This window comes from Agrobacterium vitis, from assembly GCF_037039395.1.
GTDB lineage: Bacteria > Pseudomonadota > Alphaproteobacteria > Rhizobiales > Rhizobiaceae > Allorhizobium > Allorhizobium vitis_E.
On the sequence record NZ_CP146242.1, the window covers coordinates 3,421,507 to 3,439,178 of the forward strand.

At 57.6% G+C, this 17,672-nt stretch carries 11 protein-coding genes and 1 tRNA gene; 10 read left to right on the forward strand and 2 right to left on the reverse strand.

Features of this window, described 5'->3' with window-relative positions; genetic code table 11:
- Window positions 1-127: 127 nt before the first annotated feature.
- On the reverse strand, window positions 128-901 hold the full coding sequence (locus V6582_RS18375; RefSeq protein ID WP_349508961.1) for a DUF599 domain-containing protein: 774 nt from the start codon (window positions 899-901) through the stop codon (window positions 128-130).
- Window positions 902-1,540: 639 nt separating this feature from the next.
- Between V6582_RS18375 and V6582_RS18380 the strand changes: the two genes are divergently transcribed.
- From V6582_RS18380 to V6582_RS18420, 9 genes are all read left to right on the forward strand, one after another.
- Window positions 1,541-2,944 carry an L-serine ammonia-lyase gene (locus V6582_RS18380; RefSeq protein WP_156630571.1) on the forward strand — a complete coding sequence of 468 codons (1,404 nt, stop codon included), beginning with the start codon at window positions 1,541-1,543 and terminating at the stop codon, window positions 2,942-2,944.
- A gap of 45 nt (window positions 2,945-2,989) precedes the next feature.
- Window positions 2,990-3,427, forward strand: coding sequence for a DUF1489 family protein (locus V6582_RS18385; protein WP_156630751.1), 438 nt, complete (start codon window positions 2,990-2,992; stop codon window positions 3,425-3,427).
- 517 nt (window positions 3,428-3,944) lie between these two features.
- Window positions 3,945-4,418 carry a chemotaxis protein CheW gene (locus tag V6582_RS18390; protein WP_070150560.1) on the forward strand — a complete coding sequence of 158 codons (474 nt, stop codon included), beginning with the start codon at window positions 3,945-3,947 and terminating at the stop codon, window positions 4,416-4,418.
- Between the two features lie 337 nt (window positions 4,419-4,755).
- Window positions 4,756-4,840 (forward strand) — tRNA-Leu (locus V6582_RS18395).
- A gap of 425 nt (window positions 4,841-5,265) precedes the next feature.
- Window positions 5,266-7,233 (forward strand): methyl-accepting chemotaxis protein, encoded by a 1,968-nt coding sequence (locus V6582_RS18400; RefSeq protein WP_156630572.1) that lies wholly within the window; start codon window positions 5,266-5,268, stop codon window positions 7,231-7,233.
- Window positions 7,234-7,607: 374 nt separating this feature from the next.
- On the forward strand, window positions 7,608-8,390 hold the full coding sequence (locus V6582_RS18405) for a competence/damage-inducible protein A (protein WP_156630573.1): 783 nt from the start codon (window positions 7,608-7,610) through the stop codon (window positions 8,388-8,390).
- Between the two features lie 247 nt (window positions 8,391-8,637).
- On the forward strand, window positions 8,638-9,477 hold the full coding sequence (locus tag V6582_RS18410; protein WP_156630574.1) for a universal stress protein: 840 nt from the start codon (window positions 8,638-8,640) through the stop codon (window positions 9,475-9,477).
- Window positions 9,478-9,800: 323 nt separating this feature from the next.
- Window positions 9,801-10,298 carry a xanthine phosphoribosyltransferase gene (gpt, locus tag V6582_RS18415; protein ID WP_015916290.1) on the forward strand — a complete coding sequence of 166 codons (498 nt, stop codon included), beginning with the start codon at window positions 9,801-9,803 and terminating at the stop codon, window positions 10,296-10,298.
- Between the two features lie 99 nt (window positions 10,299-10,397).
- The gene (locus tag V6582_RS18420) at window positions 10,398-10,976 is read left to right on the forward strand and encodes a hypothetical protein (protein WP_156630575.1); all 579 of its coding nucleotides are present in this window, start codon (window positions 10,398-10,400) and stop codon (window positions 10,974-10,976) included.
- Between the two features lie 124 nt (window positions 10,977-11,100).
- Here V6582_RS18420 and V6582_RS18425 read toward each other — a convergent pair whose 3' ends face one another.
- Window positions 11,101-13,002, reverse strand: a complete 1,902-nt coding sequence (locus tag V6582_RS18425; RefSeq protein WP_349508896.1) for a methyl-accepting chemotaxis protein — start codon at window positions 13,000-13,002, stop codon at window positions 11,101-11,103.
- An 803-nt stretch (window positions 13,003-13,805) separates the two neighbouring features.
- On the opposite strand from V6582_RS18425, the gene V6582_RS18430 reads away from it, so the two are divergent.
- The gene (locus V6582_RS18430) at window positions 13,806-17,576 is read left to right on the forward strand and encodes a vitamin B12-dependent ribonucleotide reductase (protein ID WP_156630577.1); all 3,771 of its coding nucleotides are present in this window, start codon (window positions 13,806-13,808) and stop codon (window positions 17,574-17,576) included.
- The last annotated feature ends 96 nt before the right edge of the window (window positions 17,577-17,672 follow it).

The window sequence follows — 17,672 nt, forward strand, 5'->3', positions numbered from 1 at the left end:
CGATGTCCTGAAACAACTATCTACAGCGACCGGATATGCTGGAGGGCAAAAGGTCACCGGGGCAGATCATGCCCTTGGTTCGAGTTATACCAAGGTCACTTTAAATGACACCTGGCATCACGGTCCTTTACGACATTCCAGATGACCTGTCGCCATCGGTTGCGTGATGGGGGCTGGTTTGAAGGCTTGCTGTCATCTGTCCAGGCGCGGAGAGCGGATTTTTCAGCATGGCGGCCAGCCGGGCATTGGAGAAGAACTGGCGATGCACCAGCACGAAGAAAATCAGCACCGTGGTTGCCATGAACATATAGGCGTTCAGGAACCAGCCGAGATAGCCCATCGACATGAAGATCGCCCGCAGGCCTGAATTGAAATTCTGCGCGGCGATGACATTCATGGCAATCACGGTTTCGGCCGCGTCTTCGGCTGCGGCCGGATCCTGGCGAACCTCCGCATGCATGGGGAGGCCGCCGAACAGGATGGTGCAATAGTTGAACAGGCGATAGGACCAGCCGAATTTGAAGAAAGAATAGCCGAAAATCGCGATCAGCCCGCAGACTTTCAATTCAAATGCGGCCCGCCCGCCCGCCCCGAATAAAGGAAGGTCCCGAAGCACCAGATCGACCTTTTCTGTGGCGCCCAGCATCGCGAAACAGCCCCCAATGGCGATGATCGAGGTCGAGGCAAAGAAGGCGGTGCCGTTTTGCAGACCGGCGAGGATCTGCGTGTCGATCATCCGCAGGTCGCGCTTCAGCGCATTGAAGATCCAGGCGCGGCGGCGCTCTGCCATGATCCGGCTGAGGCTGAGGCGGGATTTGATCAGACGGCCGTTGGTTAAAAAAGCCAGACCAAACCAGCCGCAGAAAAACAGCAGCAGAGCAAGCCAATCCAGAAGGGTCATGTCCGACATTGTCTTTCAAACTTTGGGGGTAACGACAGGTGATGAGTGTTGCGAATCTGCACTTTTCATCCTGTTTTATCACGCTGGGCTGATTTTATCATGATAGGCCGAGGCCAATTCACAAAGCGCCAATATCGATTGTCACTGTCGATGATGGAGGTGAAGCGCTCGTGCCAAGGTGCTTGCTGTATCATTTTAAGAAATATGCAGCTCTGGCTGTTGTCAGCGATTGAGCAAGGCTGCCAAATCGTCTATCCATGCTGTGCTCGGGGGCTTTCGGGGGATTGGCCTCGTGCCTGCCGCATTGTTGCGGTAGAAATCCGCTTTACGGCGGGGGACGACAGCGCGGCTGGAGATGAGCCGCGCTGTTTTTGTTTCGCGGCCCTGTCTCTGTTTTGCGGCGCTGTCTCTGCGGCCTTTATCTTCGCGGCCTTTGTCGCTGCAGTTTCACTGAATGTCGATCCTTCATCAGGAATTTGCAGAGGATAAGGTTAGAGTTTATGCACAATTCTTTGGACCGGTATCGGTTTGAAGAGAAATTGTGCAACAAATATAAAGAGCTACAGCGGAACTTTGTGTGCCATATATGGAACACTATGCTGTCGCTATTGGCTGCGGCTTCACGGGTAGGGTCCTTGCATGTTTCTTTCCGTCTTCGACGTTTTCAAGATCGGCATCGGGCCATCCAGCTCGCACACGATGGGGCCGATGTCGGCAGCAGGCCGGTTTCTTGACCTGATCCTGTCCAATGACTGGCCGCGCCCGGCTGGCGCCGAGGTTGCGGCGCTGAAGGTCAGCCTGCACGGTTCTCTGGCCTATACGGGCGTCGGCCATGGCACCGACCGCGCCGTTATCATCGGCTTGACCGGCGAGATGCCCGACAGGGTCGATCCGGATCGGATGGCAGAACTTGTCGCCGAGGTGCAGCACAGCGGCAAGGTCTGTCCTGCGGGGCATCCGGCTTATCAGTTCAATCCGGCCACCGATCTGGTGTTGGACAAGAAGACGCCGCTGCCGGGCCACGCCAATGGCATGCGATTTTCCGCCTTTGACAAGCAGGGCCGTCTGCTGCTGACGACGGTTTATTATTCCATCGGTGGCGGTTTCGTGGTGACCGATATCGAGCTTGCCGCCGTGCAGAAGACAAAGAAGACGGAAACTCACGCCGTCAAAGTGCCTTATCCTTTCGCCTCCGCCCGGCAGATGCTGGCCATGGCAACGTCATCAGGGCTGACGATTGCCCAGATGAAGCGCGCCAATGAGGAAGTTTCCCTGAGCCGCCAGGCGCTGGATGAAGGCCTCGACCGGCTTTGGGCGGCGATGAGCGGCTGTATCGATCGCGGCCTGCGGGGCGAGGGCGAACTGCCCGGCGGCCTCAAGGTCAAGCGTCGCGCCCGTTACATTCATGACAAGCTCCAGGAGGAATGGCGCTCCAACCGGCAGAACCCGCTGCTCGCCAATGACTGGCTCTCGGTCTATGCCATGGCCGTCAACGAGGAAAATGCCGCTGGCGGCAGGGTGGTGACGGCGCCGACCAATGGTGCAGCAGGCGTCGTGCCTGCGACGATCCGTTATTACCTGCATTTTCACCCTGATGCCGATCAGGAAGGCATCCGCGATTATCTGCTGACGGCTGCGGCCATTGGTGGCATTATCAAGCACAATGCCTCGATTTCCGGCGCCGAAGTCGGTTGCCAGGGAGAGGTGGGTTCGGCAGCGGCCATGGCTGCGGCAGGGTTGGCGGCGGTAATGGGCGGTAGCCCGGAGCAGATCGAAAACGCCGCCGAGATCGCGCTGGAACACCATCTCGGCATGACCTGCGATCCGGTGGGCGGGCTGGTGCAGGTGCCCTGCATCGAGCGTAATGCGCTGGGTGCTGTCAAGGCGGTGACGGCGGCCTCGCTGGCCATCAAGGGCGATGGCAGCCATTTCGTGCCGCTCGACGCCTGTATCGAGACCATGCGCCAGACCGGCAACGACATGAGTGAGAAATATAAAGAGACCTCGCTCGGTGGCTTGGCCGTCAATGTGGTGGAATGTTAACCGTGCCGCTTGACCCGTGGCATGAAAGGTCTATCTGCAAAAGCCATGGCGCTCAATCTCATCAAACTCTGTGTCGGGGCCGATAGCATCGACGATCTCAAGCACTGGGTCGCGGAACGCGCCCTGGTGGCGATGTCGGCTGGTCTGCCGCCGCAAAGTTCGCATGTCACCCGGATGATGCCCAAACGGGTCGAGGAATTGCTGGATGGCGGTTCGCTCTACTGGATTATCAAGGGCCAGGTTGCGGCCCGCCAGCCTCTGCTGGACATTGTCAGCGTTACCGGCGCGGACGGGATCAACCGTTGCGAACTGGTGCTTGGCCCCGAAGTCATCGAAACCACGCCAGCGCCACGCCGCCCGTTTCAGGGCTGGCGTTATCTGGAGCCGAAAGACGCCCCGCGCGATCTTTCCGCCGGCGGTGCGGGCCTGGATGACATGCCCGACGACTTGAAGCGGGAACTGGCCGAACTCGGATTGTTATAGGCCTTATCCGAACAGTCATTGAAAACGATTCGTCTCATTCCATTTGCGAACATCTTAAGCCGTTGATGTGTTTGACATTTCGCCAAGCCGTGGATGTGGCTGATCTCTTTGTGCTTTGGCATTCTCCAGCGCAATGCACTGGCATATGCATGGTTTTTTAAATGGATAATTCTTTCGTCCAAAAATCGACTTTCTTGAAATAACAAGACAGTTCAATTGGTTAGTGTATCTCTCGCTGCTTTGATCGCGGTATGCGGCGCAGTCCTCTCAGATTTTATATTTGAATTCACTAACGGTTAAGACGCATCAACTATGTTTCTGATCAAGGAATCCGAAGCGGTCACGTGTGACTGGCAGAGGCACAATCGAAGGCTGGCAGGATTACGGCATAGATTGCAAGTCGGGCGGTTCACTGTGCAGAGGCTTGCATTGCACGTGTTTGTCTGAATCGGCAGCGATTTAAGGACGTATATGCTAAAATACTGTCCCAAACCTATGAAAGCTGGGAGAAAATTTGATGACCACATCGCATCTGGTGCAAGCGGGCTCTCTGGAGATCATCGCCTTCCGGCTTCATGCGCAGGAATTTTGCGTTAAAACCACTTCCATTCGTGAAATTCGCGGTTGGGCCACTGTCACCCCGCTCCCCCATGCGCCTTATGAAGTGCTGGGCGTGATGAACCTGCGCGGCACGGTCATCCCGATCGTGGATCTGGCCGTTAAGCTTGGTATGGCCAATTCCGAGGTCAACCAGCGCAGCGCCGTGGTCGTCGCTGATGTCAATGGCGTTACCGTCGGTCTGCTGGTGGATGGCGTTTCCGACATTCTCACCATCCCCGCCGATCGCTTGCAGCCCTTGCCACAGGCAGCAGGGCCAAGCGCCGCCTTTTCCGATGGCATCATTGCCCAGGGCGAAAGCATGATTTGCTTTCTCAACCTCGAGCGCATGTTCGGCGTCGATGACGCAGACGACTGGGGCATGGCGGTTTAATATCCAACGTTCTTGATATTGTTGGTGTTCGACTTCTGACCTTGATGCATTTCAACAATCACCCTGGACCGGCTTCGGTCCGGGGTTTTTTGTGTGATCGGGCATTCCCGAAAAGGCAAACGAAAGCACGGGAATGAGGGGATGGCCGGCTCAATCCGAACCTGACAGACTCTACAGCGCCGTTCTGTGTCGTTTATCGCGTCAAAGGGTTTGCTGTCGCTCTCTATAGCTGTTGGGTCATTGTTTGCACCGGAATCGGTTTAAACAATTATCCAGCAGGGAATATCTGAAACGCCCTCTTGCAATTCTGCCTCAGGTCGTTGAAAACGCTGCTTACGCGGACGTGGCGAAACTGGTAGACGCAAGGGACTTAAAATCCCTCGGAGCAATCTGTACGGGTTCGACCCCCGTCGTCCGCACCAAGCACATTTCCTGTTCCGCCATTCCTGGAATTTTCCAGGGAAAATGGACGCGGATTTTCCAGAAAAGACAATTGAAAACAGAGAGATCGCTGGTTCGGTGTGAACCTGGCAGGCCGCTGTCTTCCGTCGATTGCTTTTCCCGCAACAGGCGACCGCATAATTCCTTAGATCGGAATCGATGTGCGGATAAAATTATGCAGCAAATATAAAGCACTATAGCGGCCTTAATCTTAAGTATATGAAAATTAGAATTTACTAAAAATTAGATTTTAACCGGTAGTTTCTCCAGATGCCGCCGGAGCTGCCGATCGTTGCTACGGATCGTTCTGTGCGGATTGGCGGGGACGGGTACAGGCCCCGCGCGCCCAAAATTTACTCCCACATTAACTCAAAGGTCGAAGCACCCGGAGTTACGAGGCAATGAGATGAAAAACCTACCAATCATCGGGAAATTTCTGTCGATCATGGCGCTGTTCGGGTTGTTTACTCTCGGCATTGCGGCCTATTCCGGAGCCAATCTGAAATCGATCGATACTGGCTATAGTGGCCTGCTGCAGCAGGAGGCCACCGCTTCGCTTTATCTGGCGCGCGCCAACCGGTCGATGCAGTCTGCACGGGCCTCTTTGGCAGATATCATGCTGTCGCGTACGGACGCACTCAATCAGTCTGCGGCAAAGGAATTCGAAACGGCTCGAGGTTCTTTCGTGACGTTCATGGATATAGCGGCAAAGGCTCTTCCTGCTAATGCCGACATCGCCGCGCTTAAAGCTGATGCTTTGAAAATTCTCGATCAGAGCTGTGGCAATGCCATGCAGGCGGGTAAAGCCGCGACCAGCGATGATGAAGTCGCAAGATCTCAGTCGACTTTTCTGAAGGAATGCCAGCCTGAGTTTGCAAAGATTTCGCCGCGCTTTACCGAAGTCGTTACGACAATTAGCAAGGCTTCCGATGCAGAAAGCAAAGACCTTTCCGATATGACCAATAGCACGGTGATGACGACTGTGATTGGCGTGCTGGTAGGCTTGGTTCTCGTTCTGACAATCGGCTTTTTCGCCATCCGCGCCTGGATGGTTGTGCCGATCCGCGAACTGGCCACCAAGATGGGCATTCTGTCCGGCGGCGATCTTTCGGCAATGGTTGATGGTGTCGATCGTCGCGATGAAATCGGTGTCATGGCGCGCGCTGTGCAGATCTTCAAGGATAACGGTCTTGCCGCCCGCGAGCTGGAAAAACAGGCCGCTGCGGTCCGCGACATGAGCGAAGTGGAACGCCAGCGCGTTGCCGAGGCCGATGCCAAGCGCTCCGCTGAAATGGCCCAGGCAACGTCTGGCCTGGCGGAAGGCTTGAAGCGGCTTTCGGCTGGAGATCTGACATTCCAGCTTACCCAGAAATTTGCCACGGAATTCGAAAACTTGCGTACCGACTTCAACAGCACGGTTGAGCAATTGCGTGACACGATGTCGTCCGTTGCCATCTCGACCAGCTCGATTGACAGCGGTTCGCGTGAAGTGAGCCAAAGCGCCAACGACCTGTCGAAACGTACCGAACAACAGGCAGCCTCGTTGGAAGAAACAGCCGCCGCATTGGATCAGATCACCACCAATGTCTCCAATTCCTCCAAGCGTGCGGAAGAGGCCCGGGCTATGGCCGTCCAGGCCAACCAGTCGGCCCGGCAGTCCGGCGAAGTGGTCTCGAATGCCGTCAACGCCATGCAGCGGATCGAGCAGTCGTCCAGCCAGATCTCCAACATTATCGGCGTGATCGATGAAATCGCCTTCCAGACCAATCTTCTGGCGCTGAATGCCGGTGTCGAAGCGGCGCGGGCAGGTGAGGCTGGTAAGGGCTTTGCGGTGGTCGCCCAGGAAGTGCGCGAACTTGCTCAGCGCTCTGCCCAGGCTGCCAAGGAAATCAAGGACCTGATCCGCAATTCTGCCAGCGAAGTTGAAAACGGCGTCAAGCTGGTGACCGCAACAGGTGATGTTCTGAAGATCATCGAAGGCCATGTCGTCGCCATCAATGGACAACTCGACGCCATCGCCATTTCGGCGCGCGAACAGTCCGTCGGGCTCTCCGAGGTGAATATCGCCGTCAACCAGATGGACCAGGTTACCCAGCAGAATGCCGCCATGGTGGAAGAAGCCACCGCCGCCAGCTCTTCGCTGGCCAATGAAGCGGAAAAGCTGCGCCATCTGGTCAGTCAGTTCCAGATTGGTTCCGGTTCGTCAGGCTTAGTGGCCAATGCCGCCCCGTCCGGAGGCCGGTCCGCTGGTCCTGTTCCAGCCAGCGCCGGGCAAAGGCCTGTCGCGTCACCCGCCCGCCGCATGGTCGGTCAGGTCGCCAAGGCACTCGGCATGAATACCGCAGCCAAGCAGGAAAGCTGGGAGGAGTTTTAATACCATCTGACAGCATCGGATTTTCCGAAAACCGGTGCTGACTTTTCGGCTATATCGTCTCATCGCTCAAGCCGCCCTGCGTTTCCCTCACGCAGGGCGGCTTGCTGTTTGGCGGAGGGAGGGACAAGAACCTGGATGGGGGGCAAGGACGAAAAAAGGTCGTGGCCGATAATTTTGTCTCTCTGTTTGGTCCAGTCTCGCAAAATTGACGTTACAGCGATATGCATCGAATAAATGCACCAACGCCGCCGCAAGATTTCCGATCCGTTGCCTGGTCGTCACCTTAAATCGGACCCGATTGAGGGAATTATGCGGTTAGCCAAAGATAGTCCTAGTTCGTCTCAATTCGGCAAAGTCCGGTAGAAGGCCCTCCCATGTCCGATTCCACGCCCGTTTCCCCGCCTCAAGTCGTCACCGCCGCCATGCTTGCCATTGGCGATGAATTACTGTCTGGCCGCACCAAGGATAAGAATATCGGGCATCTGGCCGATGTGCTGACCCTGGCCGGTATCGACCTCAAGGAAGTGCGCATCGTGGCCGATGAGGAAGAGGCAATCGTCGAGGCGCTGAATGCGCTACGCAGCCGCTATAACCATGTGTTCACCTCCGGTGGCATTGGCCCGACCCATGACGACATTACCGCCGATGCCATCTCGAAGGCTTTCGGCCTGCCTTGCCTGCATGACGAAAAGGCCATGGCGCTGATGGCGGAAATGTATGCCCGCCGAGGCCTGGAATTTACCGAGGCGCGCCAACGGATGGCTCGCATGCCGCAAGGCGCGGAGCATATTGCCAATCCGGTTTCCACCGCGCCGGGGTTCCGGGTGGAGAATGTCTATGTCATGGCAGGTGTCCCGCAGGTTTTTCAGGCGATGCTGGAAAACGTCGTCAAGACCCTGCCCGGTGGCGTCCGTGTTCTGTCGCGGGCCATTGCCTGCCCCTATGGCGAGGGCGAGATCGGCACGGCGCTGGCCGCCGTTCAGAAGGCGCATCCTCAGACCAGTATCGGTTCTTATCCACGCTATGACGGCGCCAAAGGCTTCCACACGGAACTCGTGGTGCGGGCGAGGGCCGAAGATGTGCTGAATGCCGCTGTGCTCGATGTCGAGGAGATGATTGCGGCAATTACCGGCGGTAAAACCGTGCTGGAGGCCTGAGAATGTCCCGCGTGGCTGAGGCTTGAGTGGGAATCCAGATCAGCCTTGAGCGAAATCCCAATTCAGTCTTGAGCGAAATCCCAATTCAGCCTTGAGCGAAATCAAGGAACCGGCGTGGTTTCGGCGCATTATCTTTTTCGGTGGTTGGACGGGATGACGCAAGCGTGTCTTCCTGTCGCCAAGACCACGATGCAGTATGCTTTTGCTCGGACGATGTTCGATCGGAGCAATTTGCGGGGAGATGACAATGGCTTACAAGACAATTCTGAGCGTTCTCGACAATCGTCGTACGGCAGCGCAGGTTTCTGATTTTTCCGTTGCGCTGGCCGAACAGTTCGGGTCCCATGTCATCGGCGTTCATTGCGAAGCGGTCGCTGGCATGCCCCTGATCGCGCCGATGGAAATACCTGATCCGGTTGCGGTACAGGCCATGCAGGATCTGGCCCATAAGGAAACCGGGGCCATCGAGGCGATCTTCGCCGAAGTGGCGCGGCGCGAAGGCGTGTCGACCGAATGGCGCAATTTCGTGACCTCCGTCGGCTCGACGGGTTCGTTTGTCGACAGCGCCCGCTGCGCCGATCTGGTCGTCGCCGCTCAGGGAGAAAGCGGTTCGCTTTCGGACAACCGCAGCGAATTGGAAACGGCGTTGTTTGACAGCGGCAGGCCCGTGCTGCTCGTGCCTTACATTCTGAAGACGCCGAGGCCGATCAAGCGGGTGTTGATTGCCTGGAACGGATCGCGCGAAGTGGCCCGCGCCACATTCGATGCTCTCCCATTCCTGAAACAGGCTGAAAGCGTTGAAATTTTCTCGGTGGTCGATAGCGGCGGTGACGATCTTTCGCGCAGCCTGCCGGGCGCTGAAATCGCCGCGACGCTGAGCCGCCACGATATCAATGTCACCGTGACCCAGCAGGATCAGGAGCAATTGAAGGCGGCGGCGCATATCGAAAACCGCTTGTCCGACCAGAGCATCGATCTGTTGGTGATGGGCGCCTATTCCCACAAGCGCTGGTGGGAAGTGCTGTTCGGTGGCGTGACCCGCACCGTCCTTGATTCCATGACGGCCCTGACATTACTTTCGCGCTGATAAGCGCTGGATTGAAGAATGTGATGACGCAAGGCATTCGGTTTCTAACCGGATGCCTTACTGTTTCCGGCATCCTCTTTCCGTCTCTTGCCTTCATGGGCAGATTGCCGCTATAGCACCGAGAAAGACAAGGAGCCGAAAGGGCTTTTGCGCAAGGCCTGCTGCGCCCATGGCTCTTAAGAGCCGTGCGGTTTCCGGGCCGATGCGCAGGCTGAATGGCGTCACTGTCTTCGTTTTTGCTGCGATGACGCGGCGGGCGGTTGAAACGCGAAGCGCTTCGATTGCCTTTTCTTCTGTCTTTTCTTGATGCGCGGAGCCCTTGCATGTCTCTTCCCGATAAAGCCTTTCCCGTTGCCTGGGATCAATTCCATCGCGATGCACGGGCGCTTGCCTGGCGTCTGGCCGGGCTTGGGCAGGAGTTTCGCGCCATTGTCTGCATCACCCGTGGCGGGCTGGTTCCGGCGGCAATCATTTCGCGCGAGTTGAATATCCGCCTGATCGAGACCGTCTGCGTCGCCTCCTACCATGACTATGTCAACCAGGGCGAATTCAACTTGCTGAAGGGCATTACGCCTGAGCTGCTGACCAATGGCGGTGAGGGCGTGCTTGTCATCGACGACCTCACCGATACCGGCAAGACCGCCACGGAAGTGCGCTCAATAATCCCGAAGGCGCATTTTGCCTGCGTCTATGCCAAGCCGAAAGGCGTGCCGACGGTCGATACATTTGTGACCGAGGTCAGCCAGGATACCTGGATCTATTTCCCCTGGGATATGGGCTTTACCTATCAGGAGCCGATTGCCAAGGGCCATAAAGGCTAAAATCGCTGGGACTCGAGGGCCGGCGCATTTGATCGCTATCAAGGCGTCGGCCATGGTTTCCATGCAAAAGGCAATCTGTTGTTGATAATGGATTGACCGATGCTGATTGCCACCTTTCTCCCCGCTGTCCTGGCGCTGCTTCTGGCGCCCGGGCCGACCAATACCTTGATGGGCGTTGCCGGTGCCCAGGCTGGCCTAAGGCGCGTGCTGCATCTGCTGCCAGCGGAACTGGCGGGCTATCTGACGACCGTCCTGCCGCTGGTTTATCTGGGAGATCAACTGATGGCGCGCTGGCCTGCCGCGGCCGTCCTGCTGAAAATCGCCGCGGCGATCTGGGTGTTGGTCATCGCCTTCAAGCTTTGGCAGGCGCCGGGGCAGGGCAAAGCTCTCAATCAGATCACAGCGGGCCGGATCTATCTGACGACCGCGCTCAATCCCAAAGCATTGGTCTTCGGTCTCGTTCTTTTGCCTGCTCCTGACAGTTCGAATTTCCTGCCGTGTCTCGGCCTATTTTGCCTGCTGGTCTGCGCCGTGGCCTTGCTTTGGGGCTCCGCCGGGCGATTGACTCAGGCAGGGCATGGCGGTCAGGGCAGATTACATGTCCTCCAGCGCGTCGCCGCTGTCTGGCTCACATGCGTCTCGGTCTCTCTTATCGTTGGCGTTGTGACGACGGTTTAGTCAGCTAGATAGCCCCCTTCCATCATTTTCCTGACCCAAAAAGCCAAAAGCCCCGGCGCTTTTTCAAACGCAGGGGCTTTTGCATTTCGTAGCTTTGGAAGGAAGAGTAAACTTCTGCGGCTGATTACGCCACCGCTCGGTATTCACCCCGTCTGTTGTCCTCCAGCCGGAACCGTTCCAACTGCACCAGCAGCTGTCGGGATTCACTGGCCAGGACCTGGCTGGCAGCCGTGGTTTCTTCCACCATGGCGGCATTTTGCTGGGTCATCTGGTCCATTTGGTTGACTGAGGTGTTGATTTCAGCCAGCGCCGCCGACTGTTCCTGGGCGGCGCGGGCGATGCTCGCCACATGGCCGTTGACATGATCAACCAGGCCGACAATTTCGTTGAGAGCTTCGCCAGTGGACAGAACCAGCGACACGCCACCCTTGACTTCATCGGCCGAGGTGTTGATCAGCGCCTTGATTTCGCGGGCCGCATTGGCCGAGCGCTGGGCCAGTTCGCGGACTTCCTGGGCAACGACCGCAAAGCCGCGTCCAGCCTCTCCGGCGCGGGCCGCTTCGACACCGGCATTCAGCGCCAACAGGTTGGTCTGGAAGGCGATTTCGTCGATTACCGAAATGATCTGGCTGATCTTCTGCGAGGATTGCTCGATCCGGCCCATCGCGTCGATGGCGCTGCGGACGATCTCGCCGGATTTTCCGGCGCTATTGCGGGTCTGCTCCACCATCTGGTTGGCTTCATGGGCGCGTTCGGTGGAGGTGCGGACCGTCGTGGTGATTTCTTCAAGCGCTGCTGCGGTCTCTTCCAGGGCCGCTGCCTGCTGTTCGGTCCGGCGGGCCAATTGGTTGGCGGCAGAACTCAGTTCGCCGGAATTGTCGGTGATCGTACCCGATGCGCCGCGAATGCTTTGCATGGCTTCGCGAAGCGTCGCCATCGCGTGGTTGACGTTGCTCTGCAATTCGGCAAAGGCGCCCTGGAAATTGCCGCGCATATCCTGGGTGAGATCGGAAGAGGAGAGGGCGGCAATCACCCGCCGCACCTCGGTAACGCCGAGATCGACATTGGCCACCAGTTCGTTGACGCTGGAGGCGAAGCGTTGCAGATCAGCATCCTCGTAGGATTTGGTGATGCGCTGCGAGAAATTGCCCGCGGCTGCCGAGGCGACAATGCTGCTGATGCTGGATTGCAGATCCTTGCTCTGGCTGTTGAGCGCGGCTTCCTGCGCTTCCATTTCCTGCATCTGCAAGCGGTTGGCGCGGAAGATTTCCAGGGCGCGGGCCATCTCGCCGATTTCGTCGCCGCGCTCTGTGCCCGGAATGGCGTCGCCCAGGGCGCCTTTGGCAATCCGGTTCATGTTGTCGGTCAAAAGGCGGATCGGATTGACGATGCCGCGACGGGCAATCAGCGTGCTGACCGCAACGCCGAGAACGATGCTGATCGCAGCGGTCGACAGGAGCGCGATCATCGTCAGTTGCGAGTTTGCAATGGCATTGCTGCGGGCCGCAGACAGGGTCTTGGCGGAATAGGTGCTGTAGACCTTGACCGCCGCCGTTACGGCCTTTTGTCCATCAAGGGCCTTGGAAAGCTCCTTGGTCATCACGCCGGGTTCCTTGGCGGCGTCTGTGCCGGCCACTTTCACCATTTGGCGGATCTGGTCGAAATAGGTGCTGAGCGTCGTGCGGACATCCTGCAATTGCTTCTGCTCGTTCTCGTCGGCGGTCGCCGCGATCTTTGGCAGACGCGCCAGCATTTCGCTGGAGCGCGTTTCGGTTTCCTTGGCGAAATCAGCGGCCTTTTCCGGCGCCAAGGCCAATTGGTAGGTCATGCGGCTGATGGCGATGATGTCGACGCGCAAATCCATGGCCTCACGGGCCACTTCTTCACGTTGTCCGGTATTTTGAAGCGAGGCGCCAAGCGAAGACAGGCCGAAGGCGCCGGCAGCGGCAATAGCACCTGCCGCAACGCCCATCAGCACCACAAGAAGACTGACCTTCTTCAGGATAGATAGATTACTGATGGTCATGACTAAACCTTAAGCGCGGCCCGGCGCTCTCATGGCGACTGACGCGGCATATCTGGGTGTGGACGTCATTCCAGACCCTGGTCCCGATATAGTTGTCCACAAACATTAATATCCCTTTAGTTCTCTGGGAAATTAGCATGACCTGCTCCCCGCGTATTAAAGGGTTTTCTGATGGAAAGGGGTAAGGCCAGGTCATTCCTGGACACCCAAACAAACCGATTCGGTGCGGGATACAGGCCGACACGCGGCAGGAGGCTTCTGTCGTCTTGTTTGCGTGCCGTGATGTGACGGTGGATAAAAAAAGCCTTCACCCGGCGTTAATCATGAAGCTTTTCCGCCAAGCCTATGAATTCTCTAGGCTAGCCTCTTTCCCCGTTTTCCACAGATGCTGACCACAACATATAGGGTTCATATTTTCGATACAGACCAGCTCTTGCGCTTGCCCGCAGGCAGGGTTAATGAATTGATTGTTGCGGCGGCGGCTGAACCGAGATGTCTACGAGGTCGGTTCAAATCAGCGAACATCATCAGGATTGAAACGGTCACGGCGTCCCCGCTTTGGCCGTGCGGATATCTTTTTGAATTTTTCTGGCGCGCTGCGGCCATTTGCTCTGGCATGAAAACGCTGTGGATACTATATTTAGTGTCTCGCGGTTAAGGTTGGAGCAAGATACAGAGCGGACCATCATTATGATCGGCCTCGCTCCGAAGAGAGCGAACCAACGGCAAGCCGCTTGAACGTGGTGCCGTAAAACCTATTTTGCGCCCTTTTCCGGGTGCTTGGACCAACGAGGACTAGCCAGATGCGCATCGAACGCCGTTTCACCAAGCCCGGCCAGTCGCCCTATGCGGAGATCGAATTCCGCAAGGCGGTAAGCGAAATCAAGAACCCGGATGGCTCTGTTGTCTTCCGGCTGGCGGATATCGATGTGCCCGCGCAGTTCAGCCAGGTGGCGGCCGATATTCTGGCCCAGAAATATTTCCGCAAGGCCGGCGTGCCGAAGATCCTGAAAAAGGTCGAGGAAAACGATGTTCCGTCGTTCCTGTGGCGTTCGGTTGCCGATGAAAAGGCCATGAAGGATCTGCCTGAAGACGAGCGCTACGGTTCGGAAACCGATGCGCGCCAGGTTTTCTCCCGTCTGGCTGGAACCTGGGCCTATTGGGGCTGGAAGGGCAAATATTTCACCACGGAAGAAGACGTTCTCGCTTTCCGCGATGAGCTTGCCTATATGCTCGCCACCCAGCGCGTCGCGCCGAATTCCCCGCAGTGGTTCAATACCGGCCTGCATTGGGCCTATGGCATTGATGGTCCCGGCCAGGGCCATTTCTACATCGATCCTTTCACCGGCAAGCTCACCAAGTCCAAGTCGGCCTATGAGCATCCGCAGCCGCATGCCTGCTTCATCCAGTCCGTCGAAGACGATCTCGTCAACGAAGGCGGCATCATGGATCTGTGGGTGCGTGAAGCGCGCCTGTTCAAATACGGTTCCGGCACCGGCTCGAACTTCTCCCATCTGCGCGGCGAGGGCGAAAAGCTGTCGGGCGGCGGTAAGTCGTCTGGCCTGATGAGCTTCCTGAAGATCGGTGACCGGGCTGCTGGCGCCATCAAGTCCGGCGGCACGACGCGCCGCGCCGCCAAGATGGTGGTTGTGGACATCGACCATCCTGATATCGAGAACTACATCGACTGGAAGGTGAAGGAAGAGCAGAAGGTTGCCGCTCTCGTCACCGGCTCCAAGATCGTCGCCAAGCATCTGAAGGCGATCATGAAGGCCTGCGTCAATTGCTCAGCCGATAACGACGCTTGCTTCGACCCCAATGAAAACCCGGCCCTGAAGCGCGAAATCCGCGCTGCCAAGAAGGATATGGTGCCGGAAAACTACGTCAAGCGGGTCATCCAGTTCGCCCAGCAGGGCTACAAGGATCTCGAATTCAAGACCTATGACACGGATTGGGATTCGGAAGCCTATCTGACCGTCTCGGGCCAGAATTCCAACAATTCCGTTTCGCTGCGGGATGACTTCCTGCGGGCTGTCGAAGACGATGGCAACTGGAACCTGACCGCCCGCCGCGATGGCCGGGTGATGAAGACGCTGAAGGCCCGCGATCTCTGGGAAAAGATTTCCTACGCCGCCTGGGCGTCCGCCGATCCGGGCCTGCATTTCAACACCACCATGAACGACTGGCACACCTGCCCGGCGGCTGGCCCGATCCGCGCCTCCAATCCGTGCTCGGAATATATGTTCCTGGACGACACCGCCTGCAATCTGGCGTCGCTGAACCTGTTACAGTTCAAGGATGCCGATACCAAGAAGATCGACATTGCCGATTACGAACATGCCGTTCGTCTCTGGACCGTCGTACTCGAAGTGTCCGTGATGATGGCGCAGTTCCCTTCGCGCCAGATTGCCGAACTGTCTTACGAATACCGCACGCTTGGCCTCGGCTATGCCAACATTGGCGGCCTGCTGATGTCGACCGGCATTCCCTATGACTCGGCTGAAGGCCGCGCCATCTGCGGCGCGCTGAGCGCCATCATGACCGGCGTTTCCTATGCCACATCAGCTGAAATCGCCTCCGAGCTTGGTCCGTTCCCGGGCTATGCGCCAAACCGCGACAACATGCTGCGCGTCATCCGCAACCATCGCCGCGCTGCCCATGGCCTGTTTGAAGGCTATGAAGGGCTTGCCGTCGATCCCGTGCCGCTGGTGCATGCCGAATGCTCCGATCCGGCCCTGATCGCCCATGCCAAGGCGGCCTGGGACAAGGCGCTGGAACTGGGTGAGCAGCACGGCTACCGCAATGCTCAGGTCTCCGTTGTTGCCCCGACCGGCACGATCGGCCTGGTGATGGATTGCGACACGACAGGCATTGAGCCGGATTTCGCCCTGGTGAAGTTCAAGAAGCTGGCCGGTGGCGGCTATTTCAAGATCATCAACCGCGCCGTTCCCGAAGCCCTGCGCACACTTGGCTACACGGAAAGCCAGCTTGCCGAGATCGAAGCCTATGCTGTCGGACACGGCAATCTCAATCAGGCACCGGGCGTCAACCCCGGTTCGTTGAAGGCCAAGGGCTTTACCGACGAGAAGATCGAGGCTGTCAACGCTGCTCTGGGCGCTGCCTTCGACATCAAGTTCGTCTTTAACCAATGGACCTTGGGCGCTGGTTTCCTGAAGGAAACGCTTGGCGTCAGCGCTGAACAGCTGACCGATATGAGCTTCAACCTGCTGGAGCATCTGGGCTTTGCCAAGAAGGACATCGAGGCTGCCAATATCCATGTCTGCGGGGCGATGACGCTGGAAGGCGCGCCGTTCCTGAAGAAGGAGCATCTGGCGGTCTTCGATTGCGCCAATCCTTGCGGCAAGATCGGCAAGCGATATCTGTCTGTCGAAAGCCATATCCGCATGATGGCAGCGGCCCAGCCGTTCATTTCCGGGGCGATTTCCAAGACCATCAACATGCCGAATGAGGCAACGGTGGAAGATTGCGGCGCAGCTTACATGCTGTCCTGGAAGCTGGCGCTGAAGGCCAATGCGCTGTACCGCGATGGCTCCAAGCTCAGCCAGCCGCTGAATTCCTCGCTGATCGAGGATGAGGACGATGAGGACGCTCTGGAAGATCTGCTGGCCCAGCCGCAGGCCGCCCAGGCCGTGACCATCACCGAGCGGATCGTTGAGCGCATCGTCGAGCGCGTTGTGCGCGAACAGGAAAAGCTGCCGACCCGCCGCAAGGGTTATACCCAGAAGGCCAAGATCGGTGGTCACACCATCTTCCTGCGTACCGGCGAATATGACGATGGCCGTCTCGGCGAAATCTTCCTTGATATGAACAAGGAAGGCTCGGCTCTGCGCGCCTTCATCAACAACTTCGCCATCTCGGTATCGCTCGGCCTGCAATATGGCGTGCCGCTGGAAGAATATGTTGATGCCTTCACCTTCACCAAGTTCGAACCGGCGGGCATGGTAACCGGCAACGACGCCATCAAGAACGCCACGTCGATCCTCGACTACGTGTTCCGCGAACTGGCGATCTCCTATCTCGGCCGCAACGATCTGGCCCATGTCGACACGTCCGACTTCTCCACCACGGCACTTGGCCGCGGCGTGAAGGAAGGCAAGGCCGATGTGGTCTCCAAGGGCCTGACCCGTGGCTACAAGCCGACCCTGGTCTCCAGCAGCCAGGCCGGAACCGCCGAACCCCGTGGCGCCGTAACCGGCACTCCGGCCAAGGCTTCGGGTAATGTTGCTGCCTTTTCTGGCAATGCCGCCCGCAAGCTGGAAGTGACGACCGCCATTTCCACCTCCGAAGTCGTGTCCTTCAAGCGCGATTACGAGGAACGGGCAGCTGAATTGGTCGAGGACGTCGCTACCGAAGCCCTGTTCTCCGACGCCGCCACCGACGAAGCCGAAGCCGCCAAGGCCGAAGCCAAGAAAGTAGAAGCCGCCCGCCGCATGCGCTCGATTGCCCAAGGCTATACCGGCAACATGTGCTCCGAGTGCCAGAACTTTACGATGGTACGGAATGGGACATGTGAAAAGTGCGACACTTGTGGATCGACGAGTGGGTGCTCTTAAGTAACTAAAAGCTCGCTCTGATCAGACCGAAGATTTTCTTCGGTCTGATCACTTGACAAGAACATAAAGTGAACGTATGCAAAATTTGCGGCAGTT